The organism is Mycolicibacterium sp. lyk4-40-TYG-92 (assembly GCF_030209435.1).
Taxonomy (GTDB): Bacteria; Actinomycetota; Actinomycetes; order Mycobacteriales; family Mycobacteriaceae; genus Mycobacterium.
The window spans coordinates 619,437-635,844 of record NZ_JARVRX010000003.1 but is presented as its reverse complement, the minus strand read 5'-3'; the positions used below and the strand labels follow the sequence as shown (position 1 = coordinate 635,844).

Sequence of the window (16,408 nt, the reverse complement as noted above, 5' to 3'; positions counted from 1 at the left end):
CGTGACTAGTTTCAATAAACGTGCGATTCGCCTTCAAAACCTCACCGCAAGACACCACCTGGTCGGACATGCTCGCCGTTTGGCAGGCCGCCGACGACATCGACGCATTCGAGTCCGGCTGGACCTTCGACCACTTCTATCCGATCTTCTCCGACTCGACCGGCCCGTGCCTGGAGGGCTGGGTCACGCTGACCGCGCTGGCGCAGGCCACCAAACGGCTGCGGGTCGGCGTTCTTGTCACCGGCATTCACTATCGGCACCCGGCAGTGCTGGCCAACATGGCGTCCGCGCTGGACATCGTGTCGAACGGCCGGCTCGAGCTGGGCATCGGCGCCGGCTGGAACGAAGAAGAGTCCGGCGCCTACGGCATCGAGTTGGGCTCCATCAAGGAGCGGTTCGACCGTTTCGAAGAGGCCTGCGAAGTACTCAAAGGCCTACTGACCCAGGACACCACGACCTTCGACGGCAAGTTCTATCAGCTCAAGGACGCCCGCAACGAGCCGAAGGGCCCGCAACAGCCGCATCCGCCGTTCTGCATCGGCGGTAGCGGCGAGAAGCGCACCCTGAAGATCACCGCCAAGTACGCCGATCACTGGAACTTCGTCGGCGGAACGCCGGAGGAGTTTGCCCGCAAGCGTGACGTGCTCGCCGCGCATTGCGCCGACATCGGCCGCGATCCCAAGGAGATCACCCTGTCGGCGCACGTTCGGCTCGGTCATGACCGGGACTACCGCAAGGTCGTCGACGAGGCTGCCGGCCTGGGCGCTGAAGGACTGGACTTGGCGATCATCTACATCCCGCAACCGCACGACCCGGCTGTGCTGGAGCCATTGGCAGAAGCCATCCGGGACTCGGGGCTACTGACCGCGTGAGATACGGCAACCGCCCGGAGCCGAAAATTCGGTTCCGGGCGGGCGTGCGTTCTTAATTATCGCGGAGGTCACAAATCGATAACGGTCAGCAAATCAGCTGACGTTACCGCCGAATACCGTCGGCCGGCGCGGTCGATCGGGCGCTAGACGCCGAAGCGGACCATGTCCGCGGCGGTGACCAGGCGCTCGTTCTTGGCCGGAAACTCGCGGCTCTTCACCGGGTGCCGGAACAGGGACCAGGCAATACGTCCCATGCGCGAACGTGAAAGCGGGTTGTTGTACACGGTGATCACTCCTGCGGTCGGCGATTGGTTGCACCGTGGGGCCAGACTATCGCACGGCCCTCGCGTTTTCATTACAACGCCGGGCATCGGCAAACCTTTGGAGGCGCGCCGTAAGTAACGTCGGCGTGTCGGATGTGACTGGTGTGATTCCTGTTGCGCGAGAAGCCCTTAAAGTCCTCTTAATTTAAGAGCGCACCCTCGGGCCAAGTGACCCACGAGACAATATGAGCTACGTCACTTGGCCACTTCAGACAGGCAACTCGCGCGGCTTCCGGAACACGTCGTCGAGCGTGACGGTCCGCAGATTGCGTTCCTTCAGCAGCTCGACCAATTGGCCGTAGACGTGCGTCACCGGCAAGTGGTTCAGGTGACCGATGACCACCGTCTGCTCCGTGAAGTACTTGCCCGCCATCTTGAGGATGTAGTCCTCGCTGACGATGTTTTCGTCGCCCAGCGATCCCGTCCACATGGTCGGCGTCGAGTAGCCGAGTTCCGCCGCGATCCGGTCGACGATCGCGTTGTGACTGCCGTAGGGCGGCCGGTAGTACGGCCGCGAGTCGACGCCGAAAGTCGACTGCAGGAATTTGTGGTTGCGCTCCAGCTGGTCGACGATCTCGTCCTTGGACAGTTTCGCCAGGTCCGGATGCGACCAGGTGTGGTTGCCCAGCTGAATCTGCCCCGACTCCACCAGCGGCAACATCAGGTCCCGGTTCTCGGTCCACGACTGGTACCGACCATTGACGAAGTAGGTGAGCCGCATTCCGGTGTCCCGTGCGAGCTTGGTGTATGCACGCACCACCTCAGAACTCACACCGTCATCGAGCGTGATCGCCACGCGGTTTCCGGCCACGCCCGGCAGGCTGCTCAGCTCGCCGCCCCCGGGCAAGGCCAACCCCATGCCCTGCTTCGCCGGTTCCTTCAGAGGCTTCGGTGGCGCCGCGGCCACGGTGGCCGACGGCCCGTCGACAGCACACCGCGCCAGGCCCACGCCGGCCACGACCGAGGCCGACAAGCCCACGAGAAAGCGTCGCCGGCTCAGCTCGGAGCCGGCGAACAGGGATCCGGGTGTAGTGGAGTAGTTCGCCATAAGTATTCAGTTCTGGTCGATCAGGACCTGAACCGATCAATTGTGCAACTTCAGTAACACCAGCCTCATGCGACACACCCGGCGGTATCGAGTCGTTACCAACGCCGTCCCGGGGGCGCACGAGGCAGCTGTGAACTTGCCGTTCGCGAGCTGTCCGCGACCCGGTCACGCTCGCTGTGGGGAATTCAGGGGTGTTTGCCATGGGCATGGTCGAGAGCCTGACCGAGGTATTCGAGGCGCCGTTCAAGATCGCCAGCGGCGTGGTCAACGGGGTCAAGGACGGGGTCAGTCTCGTCGACAATGCACGCAAGGGCGACCATAACCGCACCTCTCTACGCGCGAGCAGCCACCTCGTCGTCAAGGAAGTCCGGCGGGTAGTCCCCGAGATCGTCGGCAGTCATGGGCATCGCGCCCACCACAGGCGGCTCCGACGTGCTCAACCGCAACCAGCCGACCGCACCGATCAGGAAGCACAGATACACCAGCGGATACCATCCGCTCATCAATTGGCCGATCCAGAACGGCCGCAGGTCAAGGAAATTCCAGTACACGCCGCTGAAGTACATCGTGGTGTTGTTTCGGCCGGGCTTGTGCAGTGTCCACATGAATACCATGGCGAACAAACCAGCAGCACGGTACGCCCAGCCGCGAGCCCAACCACCCTGCGTCGTACAGGCTTTCCCGACGAGCCAGAAGATCGCCGGTGCGAACCACACCCAGTGCGCCGCCCAGCTGAACGGCGAGACGGCACAACCGGTCAGGCCCACCGCCACCAGCGCGAGTGCCTGTTCGCCGCGGCGGTGGGCCCAGAACGCCACCGCCAGTCCGGCAGCAAGGGCCAAGAGGCTCAAGATGATCCACAACCACTCAGGCCGTGGAAGGGGTGCGAAGAAGCGAGCGAGGAAGCCATTGATCGACTGGTTCGCCAGGTGATCGATATGGGCGATGTGCGTGGTATCTCCGAGATGAGCCCAGAACCAGCCACTGTCCCTCGCGAGGAACGGCCAGGTACCCACCACGGTCGCAACGAAAGTCCCTGTGGCAACGGCAAAAGCGCGCCATTGCCGCGTCAGCAGCAGGTACGGTAGGAACACCAGCGGAGTCAGCTTGATACCTGCCGCCAGGCCCAACCCGAAACCTCGTCCACGGGAACCTGTGGGCCGCAACAGATCCAGCAGCACCATCGCCATGAGCACCACGTTGATCTGGCCCCACCAGAGCGTGGCCTGCACCGGCTCGACATCCATGACCGTCACGCCGAGTGCGGCGCTGACCGTCGCCAGTCTCCAGTCAGCACGAACGCCTGCCAATCGCATGATGCGCCAAGCCAACAACGCCAACAGCCCCACCGACAGGACCACCAGCGACCACTTCGCGACTTCAAAACTGGCCCACGCGAGCGGAGCAAGCAACACCGTCGCGAACGGCGGATAGACGAACCAAGCCTCTTTCAACGCCGGCGTCTCGTACAGCGGCTTACCGTCCCAAAGCCCATCTACCGCAGCACGGTACGTCGACAGGTCGAAGTCGTTCTCCATCAATCCGAAGAACTTGACGTCGAACGGCACCAGTTGGTTGTGTGCCACCAACGCCAATATCGCGACAGCGACCGCACCCAGCACCACAAGACGCGGCAGCCGCGTCTGCCCTCCCCCGCTATCCACCGACCGATTTTACCGAGCAGTGCACGAGACGCCCGTCACCAATCTCGCAGAAACCGAGGCCCGGCGGTGCATCGCACCACCGGGCCTCGGTTGATTGTCAGATCAGCGCTGCGGTGCAGCCGTCGGCTTGATCGGCTTCGGCAGTGCCGACTCGCCCATCAGGTAGCGGTCCACCCCGGCGGCCGCGGCGCGACCTTCGGCGATGGCCCACACGATCAGCGACTGGCCGCGGCCCATGTCGCCGGCGACGAAGACGCCGGGCACGGTGGTCTGGAAGTCCTTGTCCCGGGCCACGTTTCCGCGATCGGTGAGCTCGACACCCAGTTCGGTCAGCAGGCCTTCACGCTCGGGGCCGACGAAGCCCATGGCGAGGAAGACGATGTCCGCCGGGAGTTCGAAGTCCGAACCCTCGACCTTCTCGAACTTGCCGGCCTTCATGACGACCTCGTGCACCTTGAGTGCGGAGACCTTGCCGTCGGCGCCCAGGAACTCCTCGGTGTTGACCGAGAAGACGCGCTCGCCACCCTCTTCGTGTGCCGAGGACACCCGGAACATCAGCGGGTAGGTCGGCCACGGGGTCGACTCGGCACGCTCCTCCGGCGGACGCGGCATGATCTCGAACTGGTGGACGCTCTCGGCACCCTGCCGGTGCGCGGTGCCCAGGCAGTCGGCGCCGGTGTCACCGCCACCGATGATGACGACCTTCTTGCCCTTGGCCGTGATCGGCGGCTCGCCGTCGGGTCCGAGGACGTCGTCACCGAGCTGGACCCGGTTGCCCCACGGCAGGTACTCCATGGCCTGGTAGATGCCCTCGAGCTCGCGGCCCGGGATCGGCAGGTCACGCCATGCGGTCGCGCCGCCGGCCAGAACCACCGCATCGAAGTCGTCCTGCAGCTGCTCGACGGTGATGTCGACGCCGACGTTGACGCCGGCGCGGAACTGCGTGCCCTCGGCCGCCATCTGCTCCAGGCGGCGGTCGATGTGCCGCTTCTCCATCTTGAATTCCGGGATGCCGTAACGCAGCAGACCACCGATGCGGTCGGCCCGCTCGAAGACGGTCACGTCGTGGCCGGCGCGGGTGAGCTGCTGGGCAGCGGCCAGGCCGGCCGGTCCGGAACCGACGACGGCGACCTTCTTGCCGGTCTTCACATCCGGGATCATCGGCTTGACCCAGCCCTGGTCGAAGGCGTTGTCGATCAGCTCGACCTCGACCTGCTTGATGGTCACCGGGTCCTGGTTGATGCCGAGGACGCACGACGCCTCACACGGCGCCGGGCACAGCCGCCCGGTGAACTCCGGGAAGTTGTTGGTGGCGTGCAGACGCTCGATGCCGTCGCGCCAGCGGTCCCGGTACACCAGGTCGTTCCACTCGGGGATCAGGTTCCCGAGCGGACAACCGTTGTGGCAGAACGGGATACCGCAGTCCATGCAGCGCGAGGCCTGGACCTGAAGGGTCTCCTTGGAGAACTCCTCGTAGACCTCTTTCCAGTCCTTGAGGCGCAGGTCGACCGGCCGGCGAACCGGAGTCTGACGGTGGGTGTGCTTGAGGAAGCCGTTCGGATCAGCCACGAGCGGCCGCCATGATCGCTTCGCCGACGTCCTCGCCGGCGGCCTCGGCCCCGGCGATCGCCTCCAGTACCCGCTTGTAGTCGCGAGGCATCACCTTGATGAACTGCTCCTTCTGATTCTGCCAATCGGCCAGAATCCGCTGTCCCACAGCCGATTCCGTTCCGTCAACATGAGCGGTGATCATCTCGTGCAGCCACAGTTCGTCAGTGGCGTCGAGCGCATCGAGATCGACCATCTCGCCGTTGATGTTGCCCGGCAAGGCGCCCTTCGGGTCGTACACGTAGGCCATGCCGCCGGACATACCGGCGGCGAAGTTACGGCCGGTCTCTCCGAGGATGACGACCTTGCCACCGGTCATGTATTCGCAGCCGTGATCGCCGACGCCCTCGACGACCGCGTGGGCGCCCGAGTTACGCACCGCGAACCGCTCGCCCACCACACCGCGCAGGAAGGCCTGCCCGCTGGTGGCGCCGAACAGGATCACGTTGCCGCCGATGATGTTCTCCTCGGCCACGTAACCGGCCGGCGCGTTCTTCGACGGGCGCACCACGATGCGTCCACCCGAAAGACCCTTGCCGACATAGTCATTGGCGTCGCCGTTCACCCGGAGGGTGATGCCCTTCGGCAGGAATGCGCCGAAGCTGTTGCCCGCCGAACCGTCGAACGTGATGTCGATGGTGCCGTCCGGAAGACCCTGGCCGCCATGAACCTTGGTGACCTCGTGGCCCAGCATGGTGCCGACGGTGCGGTTCACGTTGGTGATCTTCATGGCGAGGCTCACCGGCACCTTGGACTCGATGGCGTCCCGGCACTCCGCGATCAGCTGCTGGTCGAGCGCCTTGTCCAGCCCGTGGTCCTGGCTCGACGTGCAGTACAGATCCTGCTTCATGAAGGCCGACTCCGGTTCGTACAGCACCGGGGTCAGGTCCAGCTTCTGCGCACGCCAGTGGGCGACGGCCTTGCTGGTGTCCAGCGCGCCGACCTGGCCGACCATCTCGTTGATGGTGCGGAAACCCAGCTGCGCCATCAGCTCGCGGACCTCTTCTGCAATGAACAGGAAGAAGTTCTCGACGAATTCCGGCTTGCCGGTGAAGCGCTCGCGCAGCACCGGGTTCTGGGTGGCGACACCCACGGGGCAGGTGTCGAGGTGGCAGACGCGCATCATGATGCAGCCAGAGACCACCAGCGGCGCGGTGGCGAAACCGAACTCTTCGGCGCCCAGCAGCGCGGCGACGACGACGTCGCGTCCCGTCTTGAGCTGGCCGTCCACCTGCACGACGATGCGGTCGCGCAGACCGTTGAGCAGCAGGGTCTGCTGCGTCTCGGCCAGGCCCAGCTCCCACGGCGCACCCGCGTGCTTCTGCGAGGTCAGCGGCGTCGCACCGGTGCCACCGTCGTGCCCGGAGATGAGCACGACGTCGGCGTGTGCCTTCGAGACACCCGCGGCGACCGTGCCGACGCCATTCTCCGACACCAGCTTCACGTGGATGCGGGCCTCGGGGTTGGCGTTCTTCAGGTCGTGGATCAGCTGCGCCAGATCCTCGATCGAGTAGATGTCGTGGTGCGGCGGCGGTGAGATCAGGCCGACACCCGGCGTCGAGTGCCGTACCTCGGCCACCCACGGGTACACCTTGTGCCCCGGAAGCTGACCGCCCTCACCGGGCTTGGCGCCCTGGGCCATCTTGATCTGGATGTCGGTGCAGTTCGTCAGGTAGTGCGACGTCACACCGAAGCGCGCCGACGCGACCTGCTTGATGGCACTGCGTCGCCAGTCGCCGTTGGCATCCCGGTCGAAGCGCTCGACGTTCTCGCCGCCCTCACCCGAGTTCGACCGTCCGCCGAGGCGGTTCATGGCGATGGCGAGCGTCTCGTGGGCCTCGGCCGAGATCGAGCCGTAGCTCATCGCGCCGGTGGAGAACCGCTTGACGATCTCGCTGGCGGGCTCGACCTCGTCGACCGAAATCGGTTCGCGCACACCCTCTTTGAAGGTGAACAGGCCACGCAGGGAGGCCATGCGCTCGCTCTGGTCGTCGACCAGCTTGGTGTACTCCTTGAACACCGAGTACTGCCCGGTGCGGGTGGAGTGCTGCAGCTTGAACACCGTGTCCGGGTTGAACAGGTGGTACTCGCCCTCACGGCGCCACTGGTACTCGCCGCCGACCTCGAGCTCGCGGTGCGCCCACTCGTCGGGCCGGTCGAGGTAGGCGAGGCTGTGCCGCGCCGCGACGTCGGCCGCGATGTCGTCGAGGTCGATACCGCCGGTCGGACAGGAGATGCCGGTGAAGTACTCATCGAGCACGCGCTGGCTGATGCCGACGGCCTGGAACAGCTGGGCGCCGGTGTAGGAGGCCAGCGTCGAGATGCCCATCTTGGACATCACCTTCAGTACGCCCTTGCCGGCGGCCTTGACGTAGTTGGCCTTGGCCTGGTCGCTGGTCAGACCGGTGATGACACCGCGGTCCACCATGTCCTCGACGGTCTCGAACGCCATGTACGGGTTGATGGCGGCGGCGCCGACACCCACCAGCATGGCCATGTGGTGCACCTCGCGGGCGTCACCGGACTCGACCACCAGGCCGACCTGGGTGCGGGTGCGTTCCCGGACCAGGTGGTGGTGGACGGCGGCCGTCGACAGCAGCGACGGGATCGGCGCGAGCCATTCGTTCGACTCACGGTCCGACAGCACGATGATGCGGGCACCGTTGCGGATGGCCTGCGACACCTTGGTGCGGACGTCCTCCAGAGCGCGGCGCAGACCGTCTCCACCGTCGGCAACCGGGTAGAGGCAGTTGATGACCGCGGCCCGCATACCGTGCTTGCGACCCCGGACCTCGTGGTCGGGGTCGACGCAGATCAGCTTGGACAGGTCGCCGTTGCGCAGGATCGGCTGCGGCACGACGATCTGCCGGCACGAGTTCTCGTCCGGATTCAGCAGGTCACCCTCGGGGCCGATGACGCCCGAGAGGCTGGTGACGACCTCTTCACGGATGGCGTCCAGCGGCGGGTTGGTGACCTGGGCGAACAGCTGCTGGAAGTAGTCGTAGAGCATCCGCGGCCGCTGCGACAGCACAGCGATCGGGGTGTCGGTACCCATGGAGCCCAGCGCCTCGGCGCCGGTGCGTGCCATGGGCACGATCAGCTGGGTGACCTCTTCGTTGGTGTAGCCGAACGCCTGCTGGCGCAGCACCACGCGGTGGTGCGGCATCTTGACGTAGTCGCCCGGGGGCAGGTCGTCGATGTGGAACAGGCCGTTGTCGAGCCACTCCTGGTAGGGGTGCTCGGCCGCCAGCTTGTCCTTGATCTCCTCGTCGTCGACGATCCGGCCCTCGGCCATGTCCACGAGGAACATGCGGCCGGGCTGCAGGCGCATCTTCTTGACGACGGTCGACGGGTCCAGGTCCAGGACGCCGGCCTCGGAGGCCATGACGACCAGGCCGTCGTCGGTGACCCAGATGCGCGAGGGACGCAGGCCGTTGCGGTCCAGGACCGCGCCGACGATGGTGCCATCGGTGAAGCACACCGACGCCGGGCCGTCCCACGGCTCCATGAGCGACGCGTGGTACTGGTAGAACGCCCGGCGGGCGGGGTCCATGGTCTCGCTGCGTTCCCACGCCTCGGGGATCATCATCAGCACGGCGTGGTGCAGCGGACGTCCACCCAGGTGCAGGAGTTCGAGCGCCTCGTCGAACCGAGCGGTGTCCGAGGCGCCCGGCGTACAGACCGGGAAAATCTTGTTCAGGTCGTTGTGGAACCCGAACACGTCGGTGTGGATGAGCGCCTCACGGGCCCGCATCCAGTTCTCGTTGCCGTTGACGGTGTTGATCTCACCGTTGTGGGCGACCCGGCGGAACGGGTGCGCCAGCGGCCACGACGGGAACGTGTTGGTCGAGAACCGCGAGTGCACGATGCCCAGCGCGCTCTTCATCCGCTCGTCCTGCAGGTCCAGGTAGAACGCCTTGAGCTGCGGGGTGGTGAGCATGCCCTTGTAGACGATGGTCTTGCCCGACAGGCTCGGGAAATACACCGTCTCGCGGCCGGGGCCGTCCTGGCCCGGGCCCTTGGTGCCCAGCTCGTGCTCGGCACGCTTGCGGATCACGTAGGCGCGGCGCTCGAGCTGCATGCCGTCAGCGCCGGCGATGAAGATCTGACGCAGGGTCGGCATGGCGTCGCGCGCCAGGGCGCCCAGCGACGACTCGTCGAACGGCACGTCGCGCCAGCCCAGGACCTGCAGGCCCTCGGCTTCGACGATCTTCTCGACGGCTTCGCACGCCAGCTTGGCGTCGCGGGCCGACTGCGGCAGGAAGGCGATGCCCGTGGCGTAGCTGCCCTCGGCGGGCAGCTCGAAGCCTTCCTCTGCGCACACGGCGCGGAGGAACTCGTCAGGGACCTGCAGCAGGATGCCTGCGCCGTCGCCGGTGTTCGGCTCGGCACCTGCAGCACCGCGGTGCTCCAGGTTCAGCAGTGCCGTGATCGCCTTGTCGACGATGTCGCGGCTCCGACGTCCGTGAATGTCCGCGACCATGGCGACGCCACAGGCGTCGTGCTCATGCGCGGGGTTGTACAGCCCGACCTTGCTGGGTCCGCCGTGCTGCGGCGTCATTCCCACCTAACCCTTCACCATCTTCTTTACGAAGCATCGCTTGACCACCGCTTTCAGCGGCGCCAGCGGACTGAGCGACGGTATGCCAGCGTGCAGCACTGAACGACGGGCCGTCCCGCTCGCCTCGATTGAGACAAAACGATATGACAAACCCGGCCTGACATGCCAACTTAGGCAGGCCTAACGAGGTTGCTGTGACTGTGGTCGACAACACTCGGAAGCTACCGGTCGGTAGCACCAATTTTATTGGAGCCCTTGCGTTTTCGCCAATCAATTCGGGTCACACCCAAGGGGGACCCGCCGGCATCATTGGTCACCGCACCCCATTTTAGTTTGCTGTATACAGCATTTCCGCAGGCCTGTTACCAAATATTTATTTGCTGTAAAGATTGGTCAGATTCTTAGATTCGGGGCCCGCCACCGAGCAACCACCGGTCACCTTTGAGCTGCTATTCAGCAACAGCCGGACTCTCGGCCGCCCTTTGGTGAGACGCTCGAAATGCAGTTTGCTGACCCGGCTTTTTCAACTGGAAGTGGAGGGTTCGACCACATGAGTGCTCCCACGATGACACACAAGCTGGCGGCGGAGGCCGTCGGCACCTTCTGGCTGGTGCTCGGCGGCTGCGGCGCGGCGGTCTTTTCCGCCAATCCGAGCGAACACACCTCCATCGGTATCGGATTCCTCGGTGTCGCAATCGCTTTCGGCCTCACAGTCCTGACCGGCGTCTATGCCTTCGGCAGCGTCTCGGGTGGTCATTTCAATCCAGCGGTCACGCTCGGCGCGGCCCTGGCCCGCCGGATCGAATGGAAGGCGCTACCGGCGTACTGGATCGCCCAGGTCGTCGGCGGACTCGTCGCCGGTGGGGTCATCTACTGGATCGGCAGCGGACAGAAGGGCTGGTCGGCAACCGGCAACATGGCCGCGAACGGTTTCGGTGACCACTCACCGGAACATTTCGGCCTGGCGTCGGTGATCATCACCGAAATCGTTCTGACCGCGATGTTCCTGTTCGTGATCCTGGGTTCCACCGACGCTCGGGCCCCGAAGGGCTTCGCAGGACTGTCCATCGGCCTGTCCCTGACCCTGATCCACCTGATCTCGATTCCGATCTCCAACACGTCGGTAAACCCGGCCCGCTCGACCGGCGTCGCGTTCTTCAACGGCAACGGGGCGCCCACGCAGCTCTGGGTGTTCTGGCTGGCGCCGTTGGTCGGAGCGGCCGTCGCGGGCGTCGCCTATCCGCTGTTGTTCGGCACGGCCACGGAGCCGGATCGGGACTAGATCGTCTTCAAATTCGGAATCGCTTGGCGCGCACCAAATCTCGGGTTGCGCGCCAGGCCACTGACCTCGAGCAGCCGCACCGCCCGATGCCGGTGGGGACGGAGCGGTTCCAGCAGTTCGACCATCGCGGCGTCGTCGATCGGGTGGCCCAGCAGGGTCCAGCCGACCGTCTTGGCCAGGTGATAGTCACCGACCGAGAGCGCGTCGGCGTCGCCGAAGGCCTTCTGCACGGTTTCGGCCGCCGTCCACACCCCGACGCCCGGCAACGACATCAGTGCCGTCGTGGCGTTTTCCGGCGTCAGCCGCTCCAGCGCGTCGGCCCGCTGCGCACATCCGACCAGGGTGCGAGCCCGGCCCGGGTCTACGTTGGCCCGGTGAAACTCCCAGGACGGGATGCGACGCCACACGTCGGCGGTCGGGGGCAGACGCATCCCGGCCGGTGCGGGGCCCGGGGGCGGCGCGCCGTACCGCGTCGTCAGCGTGCGGAACGCACTCCATGCGTCGATGCCGTGCACCCGCTGCTCGAGGATCGCCGGGACCAGGGCCTCCAGCACCCGCCCGGTTCGGCACAACCGCAGGTGCGGAACCCGGCGCCAGGCCTCGGCAATGGTCGGTTCGGTGGGTACGAATCCCGTGGCGTCGTCCTCGGCGCCGACCAGCCCGGGTAACCGGTCCAGGAATTCGGCGGCGCCGTCACCCCACACCTCGCAGTCGACGGTCGTGAGGTCGGGCGAGCTGAGCCGTGCGGTGACGCCGCCGGTGCGCATGAGGCTGGTGCGCCAGATGACGCCGTCGACGGTCCGGAAGGTCGGATCGGTCCCGCCGCGGCGCAGCGGCGACAACGTCAGACCCAGGCCGGCCGGGCCGTCCAGGGCCAGGCTGGCGGTGGGCACGGGTTCAGGTTAGGCGGGATGCACCACGATGTCGGCCTTGTCCGGGTAGAACGCCACTCGGCCGGCGATTTCCGCGACCGCGGGATAGGGCTGTTCGTAGGTCCAGATGACGTCCTCGATGTCTCCGACGTGGTAGTAGCCGGCATCACCCTTGTACGGGCAGTAGCTGGTGGTCGTGCTCCTGGTCAGCGTCGCCTGGTCGACGTCCGCGAGCGGAACATATTGCACCGCTGGATAATTCGACTCCTGCAGGGTGAGCGCGTCAGTGGTGTCCGCCACCACGCGTCCGTTGACCGTGACGGTGACGCGTCCGGCGGTCGGCGTGATGGTGATGGGGTGAGCCGCAGTGGGCTGCAGCACGGGACGCTCGGTCATGCTCATTGCAACACCTTTCCCGGCGATGCCGATTCCCGACATGACGCTGGGCCTGTCACGAGTGACAGGCCCAGCCATCAGACGGCAACTACTGACGGATTACAGCGCAATCCAGATGCCGAAGAACCAGAAACCCCACGCCATGAAGCCCGGGTCCCACACCGGGTAGACGGTGTAGCCCCAGTAGTCGAACGGCGGCGGCGGCGGTGCCCACGGCGGGGGCGCCACCCAGATGATGTTCGGCCGCGGCGGCGGTCCCCACCCCCACGGACCCGGGCCATGACCCCATGGCGGCGGGCCGCCGCGCCAGTGCCAGTCACCCGGTCCCGGGTCACCCGGCCTGGGGTGCCAGTTCCCCTGGTCACCGGGATGCCAGTCCCCGCGGCCATTGTCCTGGTCACCCGGGTGCCAGTCATCGTGATTGCCCGGGTCGCCGGGCGGTGGCCCGCCGGGCCCGCCGCCGGGACCACCCGGGTTTCCAGGCGGACCGCCGGGGTTTCCGGGCGGACCGCCGGGGTTTCCGGGCGGACCGCCGCCACCCGGGCCGTGCCCGTTCCCCGGACCGTTGCACACCTGCATCGGTGGGCACGGCGGTGCAGGCTTCGCCTGCGCGATATTGACTCCCAATCCCATAATCGCCGCACTCACACCGGTGGTGAGCGCGGTAGCTGCCACAAACGTCTTTTTGCTCATATCAACCCAACTCCTTCGTTGGAAGGTGCCGTCACGCGGTATATCGCCGGGATACCCCCAAACGGTTACCCGCAGAGTTCGAGCATTCTTGTTGCGCCAGCGACAATTACCGCTTGCCTGACTCCGGGACGGCCCGTCTACGATCAGCCCCATGACCGCACAGGGGCCCGCCGCCGTCACCGCTGCCATCGAGATCGCTGCCAGCCCGTCGGCTGTCTACGCGTTGCTGACCGATCTGCCCACCCTGGCCTCGCTCGCCGAGGAGGCACACACCATGGAGTGGCAGAAGGGCTCGTCCGCGGTACCCGGTTCGGTGTTCAAGGGACACAACCGCAACGGCTCGAAGACCTGGACCACCAGCTGCACCATCACCGAGGCCGAGCCGGGTAGGACGTTCGGCTTCGCCGTGAAGTCCTCGATCGTGCCCATCGCGTACTGGCGCTACGAAATCACCGAGACGGCGGGCGGCTGCCGGGTCACCGAGTCCACGTGGGACAACCGGCCGGGTCTGCTGAAGTTGTTCGCCGCCTCGCTCACCGGCGTCGCCGACCGCGATGCGGCCAACGCCGAGAACATCCGGCTGACGCTGGAGCGCCTGAAGGCCCGCGCCGAAGCCGCGTAGCCGGTCGGGGTGGTCAGCCCCACGAATACCGGTGGTACTGCGACATATAACGCATACCGGGCACAGCGCGCATGATGGCCGCCATCACCCGTAGCCCCGCCGGTAGCCGGTCGTAGCCGTCGGCATCGAAAGCCGACACCAACGACAGCAGCCGCAGTCCCGGCACCACCGAGAGGACGTCGTCGGGGCTGTCCATGGCCCACTGCAACGTCGCACCCGAACGGCGCACGACCGAGTTGGTCCATTGCAGTTTCACGCCGAGCCGGCTGAAGGCGTCGAATTGCAGTTCGCCGCTTGGGAATTGCTCGACAATCCGGCGGAACAGCGCCTGCCCGTCGGCCTCACTGAGATACATGGTGAGACCCTCTGCCAGCATGAGCACCGGGCGGTCGGCGGGGATATCCGCCAGCCACGCCGGGTCTGTCACCGATGCCGACACGATGTGGCAGTGCTCGCGGGGCGGGTACAGCTGCCGGCGCAGATCGGCAACCTCCGGGTAGTCGACGTCGTACCAGTCGACGTCAGGCCCCGGGTCGAGGCGGTAGTACCGGCTGTCCAGCCCGCAACCGAGGTGCAGCACAACGGCGTCCGGATGCACGGCCAGGAACTGGCGGGCGGTCATGTCGAAGTAGGCGGACCGGAGGGTGACGCCCGGAGATCGGGCCGCCGTCATCGTCGTCCGCGACCAGTCGTAGTCGATGCGGGCGACGACGTCCCTCGCGTAGGTGTCGTGCAGCACCGAGTTCGGCAGGTCGGCGTCGAGCGCCTTGCCGTACAGCGTGGCCAGCATGGTCTGCGGCGCACCGGTGAGGTCCACCTGCAATCTGTCCGTCATGGCTTCGACGCTAGCCCCGGGTGAGGCTGCCGTGCCACGACTTAACGCCGCGCGGCGCGTTGTTCAGCCCGTGGATTTCTGGGCCTGACGCGCCTTTCGCAGGCCCACCCAGAATCGCGCCGCCTCCCGCACTGCATCCTCGACAGGCCTTGGCTCCCAACCCAATTCGGCCCTGGCCTTGCTGCAGTCGACGGGCGCCTCGGCACGCATCAGGCGCAGCGACGCCAGCGACATGTGTTCGTCGCTGCCTCTGAGCCGGCCCTTGACGGTGCCCATGGTGGCGAGTGCGTACGTCACCGGCAGCGGCAGCGACTTGGCCGGCGCCGGCACGCCGGCCTCGGCGGCGGCGATCCGTGCCACCGCGGCATTGCTGATCATCTTGTCGGAGATCAGGTACCGCTCCCCGGGACGGCCCTTGTCGGCCGCGAGGATCAGCGCCCGGGCGGCGTCGTTGACGTCGACCGCTTCCAGTTCGATGCCGCTCATCACGAACGGCAGCTTCCCGAATGCGGCGCCGGCGATGATGGCGCCGTGCGGGGTGCGGCCCCAGTCCGTTCCGCCGTACGTGGTGGAGACGCACATCGCGACAGCGGGCAACCCGCGCTCACGGGCGTATCCGAGCACCAGCTTCTCGGCCTGCACGCGCGACCGCACGTACGGCGGCAACGTGCGCTCGTCGGCGATGTCGTCCTCGGTGGAGACGAAACCGCGCTTGCGTCCCACCGTGGCGTAGCTGCTGGTGAAGACGAATTTCTTGAGACCCGAGGCGATTTCGGGCTCCACCGCGACGTCCAGCACGTTGCGGGTGCCCTCGACGTTGGTCCGGAACAACGGCGACGGATCCCGCAGCCAGCCGCGGGTGTCGACCACGCAGTAGTAGACGATGTCGGCGCCGGTCATCGCGGCGCGCAGGGTGTCGTTGTCCCAGATGTCGCCTTCGTAGCGGGTCACGTCGAGGTCGTCGATGCCGACGGTGTTGGCGCCGGCTCGCACCATGACCCGCACGTCTTCCCCGGCCGCCACGAGCTGCCGGGTGACATGCGAACCGAGGTAGCCGTTGGCCCCGATGACGAGGGCGGTCACCGGCGTCCCCTGCCACCGACCTTGCGCATCCATTCCTCGGCCACCTCGGGCAGGGTGCCCAGGGCTTCGGCCTTCTTGCACCACGCCATGGTGGTCTCGAGGAATTTCATGGGGTTGTAGATGTCTTCCTGCTTGCTCCACAGACCGTCGCCCGCGTAGGTCATGATCGAGATGTTGGTGGCGCCCATGATGGTGCCGTCGCCGGGATCACGCATGGGGTTGTCGAGTTCGCAGATGACCCGGCCGGTCGCTTCGTCGTACACCTTCCACAGCGACGGGAACGACGTCATGTAGCTGCCCGGGAAGTTCTCCATGGTGTTCCAGATCCACGGCCGCACCTCTTCGCGCCCGTGCATGGTGCCCATGGCGTGCTCGATGTACAGCACGTCCTCGGTGTAGTGGTCGGTCCACGGATCCCAGTCGCGCGTCTGGGCGGCGCGGTCCACGGTCTGCTCGAAGACGTCGAATGCCGCGATGAGTTCCTCGCGACTGAAAGTGTTGCCCGTCACAGGAAAACTAGAACACGTTCTAGTGGCGTTTGTCGAGCAC

13 protein-coding genes are annotated in these 16,408 nt (G+C 66.2%); 3 read left to right on the top strand and 10 right to left on the bottom strand.

What is annotated here, in order from left to right; translation table 11 throughout:
* Positions 1-20: 20 nt before the first annotated feature.
* Positions 21-872, top strand: a complete 852-nt coding sequence (locus tag QRN63_RS09190; RefSeq protein WP_267319655.1) for an LLM class F420-dependent oxidoreductase — start codon at positions 21-23, stop codon at positions 870-872.
* Positions 873-1,403: 531 nt separating this feature from the next.
* Here QRN63_RS09190 and QRN63_RS09185 read toward each other — a convergent pair.
* From QRN63_RS09185 to gltB, 4 genes are all read right to left on the bottom strand, one after another.
* Positions 1,404-2,195 carry a polysaccharide deacetylase family protein gene (locus QRN63_RS09185; RefSeq protein WP_285030570.1) on the bottom strand — a complete coding sequence of 264 codons (792 nt, stop codon included), beginning with the start codon at positions 2,193-2,195 and terminating at the stop codon, positions 1,404-1,406.
* A gap of 380 nt (positions 2,196-2,575) precedes the next feature.
* Complete coding sequence (locus QRN63_RS09180) at positions 2,576-3,907, bottom strand: glycosyltransferase 87 family protein (RefSeq protein WP_285030488.1); 1,332 nt, start codon at positions 3,905-3,907, stop codon at positions 2,576-2,578.
* A gap of 102 nt (positions 3,908-4,009) precedes the next feature.
* Entirely contained in the window at positions 4,010-5,476 is a 1,467-nt protein-coding gene (locus QRN63_RS09175) for a glutamate synthase subunit beta (protein ID WP_267319657.1), read from the bottom strand.
* The gene (gene gltB / locus QRN63_RS09170) at positions 5,469-10,076 is read right to left on the bottom strand and encodes a glutamate synthase large subunit (RefSeq protein WP_267319658.1); all 4,608 of its coding nucleotides are present in this window, start codon (positions 10,074-10,076) and stop codon (positions 5,469-5,471) included. The genes QRN63_RS09175 and gltB overlap by 8 nt, the downstream gene beginning before the upstream one ends.
* 550 nt (positions 10,077-10,626) lie before the next feature.
* Here gltB and aqpZ point away from each other — a divergent pair.
* Positions 10,627-11,358 carry an aquaporin Z gene (gene aqpZ / locus QRN63_RS09165; RefSeq protein ID WP_267319659.1) on the top strand — a complete coding sequence of 244 codons (732 nt, stop codon included), beginning with the start codon at positions 10,627-10,629 and terminating at the stop codon, positions 11,356-11,358.
* Here aqpZ and QRN63_RS09160 read toward each other — a convergent pair.
* From QRN63_RS09160 to QRN63_RS09150, 3 genes are all read right to left on the bottom strand, one after another.
* Entirely contained in the window at positions 11,355-12,251 is an 897-nt protein-coding gene (locus QRN63_RS09160; RefSeq protein ID WP_285030487.1) for a DNA-3-methyladenine glycosylase family protein, read from the bottom strand. The genes aqpZ and QRN63_RS09160 overlap by 4 nt on opposite strands.
* 9 nt (positions 12,252-12,260) lie before the next feature.
* Positions 12,261-12,626: a DUF427 domain-containing protein gene (locus tag QRN63_RS09155; RefSeq protein WP_267319818.1), complete on the bottom strand. Its 366-nt coding sequence runs from the start codon at positions 12,624-12,626 to the stop codon at positions 12,261-12,263.
* Positions 12,627-12,725: 99 nt separating this feature from the next.
* Positions 12,726-13,319 (bottom strand): chitin-binding protein, encoded by a 594-nt coding sequence (locus QRN63_RS09150; RefSeq protein WP_502888099.1) that lies wholly within the window; start codon positions 13,317-13,319, stop codon positions 12,726-12,728.
* Between the two features lie 151 nt (positions 13,320-13,470).
* Here QRN63_RS09150 and QRN63_RS09145 point away from each other — a divergent pair, with 151 nt between their 5' ends.
* Positions 13,471-13,941: an SRPBCC family protein gene (locus QRN63_RS09145; protein ID WP_267319661.1), complete on the top strand. Its 471-nt coding sequence runs from the start codon at positions 13,471-13,473 to the stop codon at positions 13,939-13,941.
* A gap of 13 nt (positions 13,942-13,954) precedes the next feature.
* Here QRN63_RS09145 and QRN63_RS09140 read toward each other — a convergent pair whose 3' ends face one another.
* From QRN63_RS09140 to QRN63_RS09130, 3 genes are all read right to left on the bottom strand, one after another.
* The gene (locus QRN63_RS09140) at positions 13,955-14,776 is read right to left on the bottom strand and encodes a class I SAM-dependent methyltransferase (RefSeq protein ID WP_267319662.1); all 822 of its coding nucleotides are present in this window, start codon (positions 14,774-14,776) and stop codon (positions 13,955-13,957) included.
* 63 nt (positions 14,777-14,839) lie between these two features.
* Complete coding sequence (locus QRN63_RS09135; RefSeq protein WP_285030486.1) at positions 14,840-15,892, bottom strand: NAD-dependent epimerase/dehydratase family protein; 1,053 nt, start codon at positions 15,890-15,892, stop codon at positions 14,840-14,842.
* Positions 15,856-16,368 carry a nuclear transport factor 2 family protein gene (locus QRN63_RS09130; RefSeq protein WP_267319664.1) on the bottom strand — a complete coding sequence of 171 codons (513 nt, stop codon included), beginning with the start codon at positions 16,366-16,368 and terminating at the stop codon, positions 15,856-15,858. The genes QRN63_RS09135 and QRN63_RS09130 overlap by 37 nt, the downstream gene beginning before the upstream one ends.
* Positions 16,369-16,408 lie beyond the last annotated feature (40 nt).

What these genes read in the sequence shown, in the direction of transcription:
- aqpZ (WP_267319659.1), top strand. Translation starts at nt 10,627, where the DNA reads ATGAGTGCTCCCACGATGACACACAAGCTGGCGGCGGAGGCCGTCGGC.
- QRN63_RS09140 (WP_267319662.1), bottom strand. Translation starts at nt 14,776, where the DNA reads ATGACGGACAGATTGCAGGTGGACCTCACCGGTGCGCCGCAGACCATG.
- QRN63_RS09145 (WP_267319661.1), top strand. Translation starts at nt 13,471, where the DNA reads ATGACCGCACAGGGGCCCGCCGCCGTCACCGCTGCCATCGAGATCGCT.
- QRN63_RS09150 (WP_502888099.1), bottom strand. Translation starts at nt 13,319, where the DNA reads ATGAGCAAAAAGACGTTTGTGGCAGCTACCGCGCTCACCACCGGTGTG.
- QRN63_RS09155 (WP_267319818.1), bottom strand. Translation starts at nt 12,626, where the DNA reads ATGACCGAGCGTCCCGTGCTGCAGCCCACTGCGGCTCACCCCATCACC.
- gltB (WP_267319658.1), bottom strand. Translation starts at nt 10,076, where the DNA reads ATGACGCCGCAGCACGGCGGACCCAGCAAGGTCGGGCTGTACAACCCC.
- QRN63_RS09135 (WP_285030486.1), bottom strand. Translation starts at nt 15,892, where the DNA reads ATGGATGCGCAAGGTCGGTGGCAGGGGACGCCGGTGACCGCCCTCGTC.